Genomic DNA, 11,360 nt, shown 5'->3' on the forward strand with positions numbered 1-11,360 from the left:
ATCACTCCCCCGTATGCCAGACGAGACGGACGCGCATGCCTCCGTGAGGCGCCTTTTCGTAACGAACGCCGGATTTGTCCCCGAAGCTCATGATCAGCCTCTGGTTCACGTTCCATATGCCGTAGCCCATATCCTCCTGCATCGGGCGGCCCAGCTGCCGGTTCAGCTCCGCGAGCTCGTCGTCCGCGACGCCGACGCCGTCGTCCTCGACGACGACCTCCACCCGGTCGCCGGTTCGCGAGCCGGCGATTCGAATATGCCCCCCGCCCACCTTCGGTTCGATGCCGTGCACGACCGCGTTTTCCACGACGGGCTGCAGCAGCAGCCGCGGCACCTCCAGATCGAGAATCTCCTCCGGAATGTCGATGGCGTAGCGGATCCGCGTCATTCGCAAATTCTGGATTTCCAGATAGTTCACGATCAGCCCGATCTCTTCGGACAGCGCCGCGTTCTGTTTTTCCAATCGGGTCGTATAGCGAAAATAATCGCCCAGGTTCATCGCCATCCGCTCGATCCCCTCTTCCTTGCCGAGGCGGACCATATTGACGATATAGTAGAGGCAATTGTACAGGAAATGCGGGTTGATCTGCGATTGCAGCTGCTTGAGCTGCGCGTCCCGCGTCGCCAGCTTCTGCCGGTACACGTGGTCGATCAGCTCGCCGATCTGACGGGTCATCTCGTTGAATTGCTGGAAGACGAATCGGAATTCGCGGCCCGGCCGGCTGCTGATTCTCGTGGAGAAGTCGCCTCGCTTGACTTTTTGCAGGCTGCGGACCAGCGTGAGCAGCGGCACCTGCACGTGACGGTAGAGCAGGAACGCGGCGATGACGCCCACGACGAGCAGCGCTCCGATGGAGAAGTAGAAAAGCCGCGTACTTTGGCGCATCGGCAGGAGGACGTGCTGCATCGGCACGAAGTCGACGAGCGTCCACTCCAGCGCCTGGCTCCGGATGCTGTTCACCAAATACGACTCCCCGTTCAGTCGCACGGTGAACGAATCCTGCTCCTGCGCGGGCCGCCGTTCCAGTTCCCGCACCACCTGGTCGACCGCCTTGCGGTCGGCCGTGCCGTTGACGATGACGCCGTCTCCCGCATGATACAGGAAGGGCTCGCCCTGAGCCGATTGCTTGTAGTCGTCCAGCATGCCGATCAGGCTGCCGTCCGAGAAACGGATCTCCACGATATTGTCCGCGCCGGCCGGATGGTAGTACGCGGAGAACGGGCTTACCGCGTAGAAATAGAAGTCGAACCGCCCCGGCCGCTTGTCCGCGGGCTCGCCGGCCATCCAATGATTGGTCACGTGCTTCTTGAGATACTCTTCGTCGTAATCCGGCGTCGCGGCCGGCGACAGCACCTGCCGGGAGGCCGGAAAATAAACGGCGATGGTCATCGGCCATTCCATCGTATTGCTCTGGACCGCGATGCGGGCCATCAGCTGCTGCTTGAATTGGATGACGTCGAAGTAGTTTTTGAAGCTGTCCAGCGTGTCGACCGAGCTTAAAGAAGGATCCTCGCTGAGCAGGAAGCCGCTTCTCGACATATGGTTCACTTGCGTGTTCAGCCGATTCTCCAGGAAGGAGAGCCGGCTGACGAGCGACTCGCGGATGCCGTCCCGCACCACGTTCACGGACACGAAGTTGGAATAGGAATAAAGCAGAACGATCGGGATCAAGAGCAGCACGATGATCAGCAGCATCTTATGGAAGAGGGTCCAGCGGGTCTCTCTCATCGGCATCTCTTCCCCATCGGCTGAAGTAGGCCTTGCGGTTATTCTTTCACGGCGCCCAGAATGACGCCTTTGACGAAATATTTTTGCAGGAACGGGTAGACGAGCAGAATCGGCAGCGCCCCGATGAAGATCTGCGCCGCCTTGACCGTCCGGTTGGAGATGTCCGCCAAGTCTTTTGGATTCATCGTGATCTTGCTGAAATCCTGCTGGACGATGATCGTCTGCAGCAGCGTGGCCAGCGGAAAATTTTTGCCGTTCGTGTTGTAGATCATCCCGTCGAACCACGAATTCCAGTGGCCGACCATCGTGAACAGCGACAGCGTGGCGATCGCGGGCAGCGATAACGGCAAGTACACGCGCAGCAGCGTCACGAAGTGGCTCGCGCCGTCGATCAGCGACGCCTCCTCCAGCTCCTTCGGGATGTTCCGAAAAAAGTTCAGCATCAGAATGAGCGAGAACACGTCGACCGCGCCGGGCAGCACGAGCGCCCAAATCGTATTGTTGAGCCCGAGCTTGACGATCAGAATATAGCTCGGCACGAGCCCGCCGCTGAACAGCATCGTGATGACGAAATACCAAATGTACAGGGTCCGTCCTTTGAACGCATGTGGTTCCTTGGACAACGGGTAGCTGGTGATGAGCAGAAGCCCGAGAAAAATCGCCGTTCCGAGCACCGTGCGGTAGACGGATATGCCGAGCGACCGGACGAAATTGCGGTTGTCGAACGTCTTCCGGAACGCTTCCGTCGTAAAATCGACCGGCCAGAAGTTGACGAGGTTGGCGTTGGCCGCCGCTTTGCCGCTGAAGGCGACCGCCAATATATGAATCATCGGCAGCACGCAGGCGATCGATAAGAGCAGCAGGATCGCGGTATTGAAAGCGGAGAAGACGCGATACCCGGTAGACTTGTAGAACACGACGCCACCTCCTAAGATAACCCTGCAAAGCGGGGTTTCGCTTCGAAGCTCGCTCAGGTACTTTGCGGGGACCCCGGGAACTTTTACATTCTTAACGGTTTAGAAAATGCGGTAGTTGCCCCACACGTAGGCCATGCGGTAGGAAGCCACGATCAGGAACATGCCGATGAACGACTTGAACAGCCCTACCGCCGTCCCGAAGCCCATATTTCCCTGGATCAGCGCGGTCCGATAGACGAACGTGTCCACGATGTCGCCCTTCTCGTATACCATCGAGTTGTAAAGGTTGAAAATCTGGTCGAAGCCCGCGTTCAGGATGCCGCCCAAGGCGAGCGTGGCGAGTACGATCGTGATCGGCATCATCGCCGGGACCGTAATATGGAGCGTCTGCTTCCAGCGGTTCGCCCCGTCGACGACGGCCGCCTCGTACAAGGAAGGATTGATCCCGGCCAGCGTGGCCAGGAACACGATCGTGCCGAAGCCGAATTCCTTCCAGACGTGGCTGACGACGACCGTCGCCCGGAACCAGTTCCCGTCGCCGAGGAAGAAGATCGGCCGGATGCCGAGCGCGCCGGTTAGCAGGCGGTTGACGATTCCTCCGTCAACCGAAAGCATGTCGATCAGAATGCCGCCGAGAATGACCCACGACAGGAAGTGGGGCAGATAGACGAGCGTCTGCACGAAGCGCTTGAACGCCATCTTGCGCACTTCGTTCAGCAGGAGCGCGAACACGAACGGCGCGATCAGTCCGGCCACGATCTTCATGACGGAGATGACGACCGTGTTCCAGAGCACCTGAACGCTGTCCTGCTGGCCGAACAGCTTGTCGAAGTTGTCCCAGCCGACCCAGGGCGAGCCGCCGATGCCGAGCCACGGCTTGAAATCCTGAAAGGCCATGACGATCCCGCCCATCGGCAGGTAGGCGAAGACGAAGATCAGAATGACGGCCGGAATCATCATGACGTGAAGCTGCCAGTTCCGCGTCCAGTTCCAGCGGCTGCGGACGGCTTGCGTTGTACGGTTCATGAAGCGCGCCTCCCTCTGTTGCGTCGAGCGGTCGTAAAACGGCGGGAACAACCCGCCGGCAGGCGGATCGTTCCGTCGCCATCTTTCCGGTTACTGGCCGCCGACTGACGCGTACCAGTCGCGTACTTCCTGCGTAATTTTCTCGCCGCCGGCCGCGTACCAGTTTTTCACGAAGTCGTCGAACGAATCGAGGCCGGCGTTGCCGTACAAAATTTTGGTGAAGGCGGTAATTTCCATCTTCTTGAGGTTCTGCCACTTGTCCTTCATCGTCTCCGTCTGCGCGCCGGTATACAGGTTATCCAGCGTAAATTGATGCTGGCTGACGACGATGCTGGCGGCCGCCATCTGCTGCTTGGTCGAAGCCTGCGCCAGCTTCTTCTCGTACGGCGTGACCGGCTCCTTGCCCTCGTTGATGTCCGCCAGCGTCTTGATGAAGATCGAAGGCGTGCGCGGCGGTATGCCCAGGAAGTACTTGGCCGGATCGATATAGCCGCCCGGAATGTCCGCTCCGAACACCGGCTTGTCGCCTATGATGTCGTAATCGTAGCCTTTGGCGAAGCCGTACTCGAACTCTCCGCCCGCTTCCGGATCGTTGTAGTGGTCGTACAGGTAGTTGATGTACTTGAAATAAATTTCCGGGTGCTTCATGTCTTTGTTGATCAGCATGACGAGGTTGTGGGTGCCCTCGCTCGCCTGCCCGATCTTGCCGTCCGGACCGGCCGGCAGCGGGTACGGCTTCACGACCGAGCCGGGAACGTTCTTGACGACGTCCTGCAGCGGCCAGTCGTACAGCCATGTCGGGCCGAACGCGATGCCGGCCTTGCCGGAGGTGAACAGCTCGGACGCCTTCATCTCGTCCTGGAGCGCGACTTCCTTGTGCAGATAACCTTTGTCGATCCATTCCTTCAGCTTGCCGAGCGCCGTCTTGATCTCCGGCCGGACCGAGCCGTAGACGACGTCCCCGTTATCGTCCTTCTCCCAGATTTGCGGGACGGCGCCGAACGCGCCGAAGATTTCGCCCGTTCCGATCCAGGCGTTGTAGTTCTCCTTCAAAGTCGAGATCATGCCGTACGTGTCTTTCTTGCCGTTGCCGTCCGGATCCCGGTTGACGAACGCGTCCATCACCTGCTCCAGCTCGGCGATCGTTGTTGGCGCTTTCAAATTCAACTTGTCGAGCCAATCCTGCCGAATCCACATGACGTCGTCGTGCTGCATGATGTAGTCGATGCCGGGAATCGCCATCCGCTTGCCGTCGCGAACGTAGGGCATCCATGCGCTCGGAACTTCGTCCATCGCCTTCTTGTAAGAATCCGAAGCGTACTTGTCGAACAGCGCCCCGGCATCCTGGAACTTGCCGGAATCGATCAGCGCGTGGGCGTCCGCTCCCGACACTTCGAGAATGTCCGGCAGCGGCTCGTTCGCGGACATGGACAGCGTCAGCTTCGTTTTGAAGGCGTCGTTGGTCGACGGCGTCGTCCACAAGTATTTGATGTCGATGCCTAGCCGCTCCTTCGCCCAACGGGTGAACACGTTGTCCTCGATCGTCTCGCCGTTCTTGAATTTGACGTCGTCTCCTACCGCCCGAACCGTCGTCAAGGTTGCTTCCGGAGAAAACTTGCCGTCCGTTTGCGGCAGTTCATCCCCCGCGGCCGAAGCTCCGCTCGAAGCCGCCGCCGTTCCGCCGCTCGGCCCGGAAGACTGCCCGTCGTTGCCGTTGTTGCCTCCGCCGCCGGAGCATCCCGAGACCAGCATGGCGAGCGTTAAAGCCGACGCCGCCGACATCCATAACGCTTTTCGTTTCATATGCGGTACGCCACCCCTTCTTGCGAAACGGTTTTTGGTTACAAGAAAAGTATAGAACAGCGCCCTCGGGCCGGTATATTGTAACGCGTTAACCTTTGCTGGTTTTTGTTAAGGTGATCTGCCGACTGATGCGGATTAATATAGGCGTGGAGAGAGTGCTAGCCGATGAAAACAATTGGAACGATTGCCGCCTCGGGCGGGGACAAGAGACTGGAATGGAGGGTAGACGAGGACCGGGCGGGGCCGCAGATCCGCCTCATCCCGGAATGTGGCGGATGAATCGCTCAATGGCTCCGTCAAACGGGAATTGCTTCCGCTCAATGCGCTGCTGCAAGCCTTCCAGCTCCCGCCTCGCGCGTTCGATCAATTCCGGAGGGTAGCCGAACTTGACGGCATTCTCGGCGAATTCGTCCTCGTCCACGACCGACCACCTTCCGTTCCGATAGACCAGATCGAGATCCAGATCGACGAAGGAGACGCAATCGCCATTCAGACGGGGCGGCTGGCTGATGTTGCAGTAATACTGGACGATCTTTCCGTCCGCAACGTCGGCGCTTACCGTAAACCAGCGGTCGAAGGGGAAAAACTCGATCGTCCAATTTTCCACGGTGAACGTTTTTCCTTTCGTATAATGACGAAGCTTCCTTCCGTAATGACCGAGCACGAAAAGATGAGCGTCCGTCGCTTCAAGAAGCGTCGTCTCCCACTCGTAATGCCGTCGATCGCCGAACTTCAGCGCCTGAATCCGAATCGAATCGTTCATTGAAACCCCCGCTCCCAGGAAGAAATTCCACCATCCGTGCAACCGTAAAAAATCCTCTTCCGCATCGCGCGAAAAAGGATTCGTCTTGATCGTTGTATGAACCGCGTGAGCCGAAGCTCTATGTACCAAATGGTGCCGAGGACGGGAATCGAACCCGTACGATGGTCACCCATCCCGGGATTTTAAGTCCCGTGCGTCTGCCAGTTCCGCCACCCCGGCTCGGGTATAGGTTAGAATTGCTTGTCCTCTTCTGGTGGGCCCTGAGGGACTCGAACCCCCGACCAATCGGTTATGAGCCGACAGCTCTAACCAACTGAGCTAAGGGCCCTCGCTAGGTCTACGAGGAGTTTGGTTGCGGGGGCAGGATTTGAACCTGCGGCCTTCGGGTTATGAGCCCGACGAGCTACCGGACTGCTCCACCCCGCGTCGCAAGCGCCACGTTTCCTTCAATGGCGACAAAACTTAATATACAGGAAAACATGGTGCTCCGTCAAGGAAAAAATTATGATTTCTCGGGGTTTGTCGGCTCCGTGCCGTTATCCGGCTGCTTCCCGCCTTCCGATTCCGCTTTGGCCATCTCGGCCAGCTTCTGCAGCAGAATGTGCTGGGGCATATGCATCAAGTGCTCCAGCGGCACGTTCAAATGTTTGGCCAGCTTCACGGCCGTGTCGGTCGATAACGGCATTCTTCTCATCTTGGCATCCGCCCCTTCATGAAGACCTTACCACAAACGGGAGCGGCAGCCAAGGCCCTGCGCCGGACTCGCGCGGGACCTCGGCTTGTCGCTCAAGGAACGTAACGTACGCCGTATTTCCCTTTGCGGGAACGGTACACTTCGATCTCGTGCGGCATCTCGATGCCGAACAGCCAGCCGTCGTGCTCCATTCGGCGCACGAGGCAGCCGGCCTGAAACTTGCTGTCGTACAGCCTGGCCCAATAAACCCACTTCACCGCGATCCCTCCGTCTCGATCGTAACCCCCATATTCGATGCTGACGTTAGGATACGCGCGAGAAGTTCCGATTACTCACCCGCCGGCCGCTTGCATGACCATCGCCCTGGGCGAGCTCATGCCGTCTCCGTAATCCATATAGGCGGAAATATCGAGGTTCCCCGTCGGATCCGCTTTGATCTTCGGAAGCAGCTCGTTCCCGTTCTTCTGCCATTCGGCGAGCGCCTCCCGGACGCTCAGCTTGCCGCTGAGCGCTTTCTGGAACGAAGGCTGCGCCAGGCTCGAGATCAAATTCAGGTTGGGCATTTCCCGGTACAGCTTCTGGTCGCTATCGCTGGAGCTAACGTTCAGCGGCTTCAACTGATAAAAGGCTTCGATATGGAAGGACTGTCCCTCCTTCGGCTGAGCGAACTCCTTAAGCGTGCTGAGCTCGTAGGTGCTTCTGGCTTTGAATTTGGCGGATTCCTTACCGTTGATGAACTTGATGAACTCCCAGGCGTCGTCCGGATTGGCGGCGGCGGCGTTGATCGCCGTGAGCTGATCCAGATACATGCTGCCGCTCATGTCCGGCGCCTGCGACTGCACGGGGTACGTCACCACGTCCCAATCGATCGCCTCTTTCCCCTTCATCTTGCCCACGTTATCGTTGTAGGTCTTCAGATCGTTCGTCATGCCGTAGCTTCCGATCATCATCGCCACCCGGTTGGTGAAGAAAGGGCGGTTATCGAACTGGTTGTAGCGGTAGCTCCCGTCCTGGGGCTGCTCCGGCTGCAGATCTTCCGGGCCCGGAATCGCATGATTCTTATACAGCTCGATCGGGCGTTTCCAGACCGCTTCCCACTGGTCCGTATCGACGGTCATGTTTTCGGCCTTCTCGTCGAACATGCGCAGCTTTAACGGTGCCGCTATGTTCGTCACGTTGTAATAGTCGAGTCCGGAGCTCCAATCGTTCAGCGCCAAGCCGAAAATCGCGTCCTTGCCCGAGCCCGACTTCATCCGCTCCGCCAGGTTGTATACGTCGTCCCACGTCATGCCGTCCGTCGGCGGGTTGACGCCGGCCTTCTGGAACAGCTTCTTGTTATAAAAAAGCGCCGAAGACGAGAAAGTCGGAGACAAGCCGTAAAGCTGCCCGTTGCCCTGCTCGCGGAGGCTGTCCAGCACGTTCGGCAGGTAGGCATCGAGGTCCACCTTGTCCTCCTTGATCAGCGAATCCAGCGGCTTCAGCAGATTTTCCTCGACAAGCTTCCCCATCGTGCCCGTGTCCAGCATGATCACGTCGACCGGATTCGGTCCGGTCATGATCGCTTTCAGCTTCTCTATCGGGTCCTGGGCGTTGAACTTCATCTGCTCTTCTCTCGAAGAGTACTGCATATCGGAGTAGTCGATGGCGTTGACAAACTCGAAATCGAGATTCGGGTGGGCTAGCTCGTACATGTCCGTATACTGCTGGCGAACGTACGACTCATTGTCCGCGCTGCCGTACATCATGCCGATGCGAAGCGTGCGGCGGTTGTTCGTATCGTCGGAATCTCCGCCGCTGCATGCGGCGAGAGCCGGGACGAGCATGGAGACGGATAGGACGAGCGGTACGGTTCTGGCCTGGCGTTTGACGGTTTGCTTCAATGGATGGATCCCCCTTCGAAAAATGGCAACGCCGCTCAAGTCGGCCCCAAGGGACCGACCGGGCGGCGTTGTCTGGTTGTCGCAAGCTTAAGATGTCAGGTCAGTCGATCAGCGGCTTGATGATGCCTCCGCCTCCGACTGCTCCTCCCCCGCCGTATACGTCGTCTAAGATTCCGCTCGTATCGAGCTGTCCTTTCGGATTCAGCTTGATCCTCTGCAGAAGTTCGTTGCCCTTCGTCTCGAACTCCGCGAGCGCTTCTTTGACGCTCTTCTGATTCTGGATGACTTTGTTGTATTCGACCTGCGCCAATTGGTCGATATAGCTCAGGTTCGGCCGATCTTGCTGCAGCTCCTGCTGCTTGAAGCTGTCGGACGACAGGAACGGCTTCACTTGCGTGAAGGCGTCGATGTTGTAGGACATGCCGTCCTTCACTTTGATGAATTCCTTGAGCGTCGGCATGTCGTAGCTGCTGCGGGATCTCAGCTTGCCCCAGTCCTTGCCGTTCATGAACTTGACGAATTCCCAGGCGTCGTCCGGGTTTTGCGCCTTGGCGTTGATCGCGGACAGGGAGCTCAGGTAAATATAGCTGCTCACTCCGGGATTCTCCGCGAACGTCGGAACCGGCATCACGTCCCAATCGAGCGGCTCCATCCCTTTGAACTTCTGATAGTTTTTGTTATACGTCTCGATTTCGTTGATCATGCTGTAGCTGCCGATCACCATCGCCAGCTTTCCGTTGTAGAACGGCTGATTCAAATACGGATTGTAGACGTCTTTGTCCGTCGCCGCCGGTTGATCGACCTGCAAATCTTCGTTGCTGGGAAGCACGTGGTTCTTATACAGGTCCGTAATGGTCGTCCAGACGTTCTGCCACTGCGGCGTATTGACGGTCATCTTCTCCGCTTTGTCGTCGTACATCTTCAGTTGGAGCGGGGCCGCATAGTTCACGACGTCATAATAGCCGTTCCCGTAGCCGTACGGGTTGAACGCGAACCCGAACTGCGTATCCTTGCCCGTACCGGTCTTCAGCCGCTTCGCCATGTTGAACACATCGTCCCATGTCGGACTTCCCGTCGGCACCTCTACCCCCGCTTTGCTGAACGCCTTCTTGTTGTAGAACAACGCGGAAGGAGAATAGGTCGGCGCCAGCGCGTACAGCTGTCCGTTGCCTTGATCCTTGATGCCGTCGATGACGGCGGAGACATAGTCGTTCGTGTCGATCTTGTCTTCCTTCAGCAGCGGATCGAGCTGCTTGAGCAGGTTGTCTTGCACCAGCTCTCCGAGAATGGCGGGATTATCGAGAATCATGACGTCTACCGGATTGTCTCCCGTCATGATCTCCTTCACCTTCTCGACCGGGTCCGGCTGCGGTTTGTCCGGCGTCTGGTCGAATTGCGTCTCGGTGTAGTCGATGGCCGGAACGATCTCGATGTCGATGTTCGGGTGGGAGAACTCGAACAGGTCGGTGTACTGCTGGCGGAAATAGGATTCGTCCTGCGAGCTTCCGTACATCGTGCCGATCCGCAGCGTATGGCGGTTGTTCGGGTCGTTCTCGTTCTTGCTGTTGCAGGCGGCCAGCAGCGGGACGAGCACGGCGGCGGTCATGCCGAGCGCCGCCCATCTGCGGGCTTGCGTTCCTGATAAGCTCTTGGTTGTCATGCGGTTTCCCCCTCCAAAGATTTCGGTGCGCGAATCAAAATTTTCTCTCCGTCGAATTCCATGCTCGCCTTGTCTCCGATCTGAAGGGCCTGCAAGTATTCTTTCGGGATTTGCAGCCGGCCGACCCGGTCGACGACGACGTACGCTTCGTGCACCTCGTTCGATTCCGCTCCGCCGTGCAGCGAAGGCGCGCTGTCCAGGTTCGGATTGCGCTTGATGAATTCGGTGCTCGTCAGGCCGTCGCGGATGGCGACGACCCGATCGACCTTGCCGGCCAGCGACAAATCGTGCGTGACGATGACGATGGTCAGTCCGAGCTCGCGGTTGAACCGGCGGAAAATATCCATGATCATGTCCGACGTCCGGGAGTCGACGGAACCGGTCGGTTCGTCCGCCAGCAGCATCTGCGGCTTGTTGGCCAGCGAGATGGCGATGGCGACGCGCTGCTGCTCGCCCCCGGACAATTGGGTCAGCTTGTTGTGCATCCGTTCCTTCAGGCCGACCCATTCGAGCAGCTGCTTCGCATACGCGCGGTCAAGCTTGCCGGCGAACATCATCGGCATCTCGACGTTCTCCAGCGCCGTCAGGAACGGCAGCAGGTTGCGCGCGTTGTTCTGCCAGATGAAGCCGACCGTGTCCCGCTTGTATTTGACGAGATCGTCGTCGCTCACCTTAAGCAGGTTCCAGGGGCCGACGGTCACCTGGCCGGCGGACGGACGGTCGAGGCCGCCCAGAATGTTGAGCAGCGTCGACTTCCCGCTTCCGCTGTTGCCGATGATCGCCATCATCTCGCCGTTCTGAACGGACAGGTTGAGCCCCTGGAGCGCGACGACTTCCAGATCGTCCGTTTTGTAAATCTTGACCAGACCTTCACATTGGATCATGCGC

General features: G+C 58.4%; 10 protein-coding genes and 3 tRNA genes. All 13 read right to left on the bottom strand.

Annotated elements, in window-relative coordinates; all coding sequences use genetic code 11:
* Nucleotide 1 precedes the first annotated feature (1 nt).
* The 13 genes from H7C18_RS01520 to H7C18_RS01580 all read right to left on the bottom strand — a co-directional run bounded on the left by H7C18_RS01520 (nucleotide 2) and on the right by H7C18_RS01580 (nucleotide 11,356).
* On the bottom strand, nucleotides 2-1,729 hold the full coding sequence (locus H7C18_RS01520) for a sensor histidine kinase (protein ID WP_185127250.1): 1,728 nt from the start codon (nucleotides 1,727-1,729) through the stop codon (nucleotides 2-4).
* 38 nt (nucleotides 1,730-1,767) lie between these two features.
* Nucleotides 1,768-2,646 (bottom strand): ABC transporter permease subunit, encoded by an 879-nt coding sequence (locus tag H7C18_RS01525; protein ID WP_185127251.1) that lies wholly within the window; start codon nucleotides 2,644-2,646, stop codon nucleotides 1,768-1,770.
* 99 nt (nucleotides 2,647-2,745) lie between these two features.
* On the bottom strand, nucleotides 2,746-3,672 hold the full coding sequence (locus tag H7C18_RS01530) for an ABC transporter permease (RefSeq protein WP_185127252.1): 927 nt from the start codon (nucleotides 3,670-3,672) through the stop codon (nucleotides 2,746-2,748).
* Nucleotides 3,673-3,762: 90 nt separating this feature from the next.
* Nucleotides 3,763-5,475 carry an extracellular solute-binding protein gene (locus tag H7C18_RS01535; RefSeq protein WP_185127253.1) on the bottom strand — a complete coding sequence of 571 codons (1,713 nt, stop codon included), beginning with the start codon at nucleotides 5,473-5,475 and terminating at the stop codon, nucleotides 3,763-3,765.
* Nucleotides 5,476-5,731: 256 nt separating this feature from the next.
* Nucleotides 5,732-6,238 carry a DUF402 domain-containing protein gene (locus H7C18_RS01540; RefSeq protein WP_185127254.1) on the bottom strand — a complete coding sequence of 169 codons (507 nt, stop codon included), beginning with the start codon at nucleotides 6,236-6,238 and terminating at the stop codon, nucleotides 5,732-5,734.
* Between the two features lie 130 nt (nucleotides 6,239-6,368).
* Nucleotides 6,369-6,457: transfer RNA gene (locus H7C18_RS01545), tRNA-Leu, on the bottom strand.
* A 32-nt stretch (nucleotides 6,458-6,489) separates the two neighbouring features.
* Nucleotides 6,490-6,566, bottom strand: a tRNA-Ile gene (locus H7C18_RS01550).
* 21 nt (nucleotides 6,567-6,587) lie between these two features.
* Nucleotides 6,588-6,664 (bottom strand) — tRNA-Met (locus H7C18_RS01555).
* 76 nt (nucleotides 6,665-6,740) lie between these two features.
* Nucleotides 6,741-6,932, bottom strand: coding sequence for a YycC family protein (locus H7C18_RS01560; protein WP_185127255.1), 192 nt, complete (start codon nucleotides 6,930-6,932; stop codon nucleotides 6,741-6,743).
* 92 nt (nucleotides 6,933-7,024) lie between these two features.
* Nucleotides 7,025-7,189, bottom strand: coding sequence for a hypothetical protein (locus H7C18_RS01565; protein ID WP_185127256.1), 165 nt, complete (start codon nucleotides 7,187-7,189; stop codon nucleotides 7,025-7,027).
* Nucleotides 7,190-7,264: 75 nt separating this feature from the next.
* Nucleotides 7,265-8,812: an ABC transporter substrate-binding protein gene (locus H7C18_RS01570; protein WP_185127257.1), complete on the bottom strand. Its 1,548-nt coding sequence runs from the start codon at nucleotides 8,810-8,812 to the stop codon at nucleotides 7,265-7,267.
* A gap of 100 nt (nucleotides 8,813-8,912) precedes the next feature.
* Nucleotides 8,913-10,472, bottom strand: coding sequence for an ABC transporter substrate-binding protein (locus tag H7C18_RS01575; RefSeq protein WP_185127258.1), 1,560 nt, complete (start codon nucleotides 10,470-10,472; stop codon nucleotides 8,913-8,915).
* Nucleotides 10,469-11,356, bottom strand: coding sequence for an ABC transporter ATP-binding protein (locus H7C18_RS01580; RefSeq protein ID WP_185127259.1), 888 nt, complete (start codon nucleotides 11,354-11,356; stop codon nucleotides 10,469-10,471). Before H7C18_RS01580 ends, H7C18_RS01575 begins: the two co-directional genes overlap by 4 nt.
* Nucleotides 11,357-11,360: the final 4 nt, after the last annotated feature.

The sequence above is a fragment of the Cohnella zeiphila genome, assembly GCF_014212055.1.
Taxonomy (GTDB): Bacteria; Bacillota; Bacilli; order Paenibacillales; family Paenibacillaceae; genus Cohnella; species Cohnella zeiphila.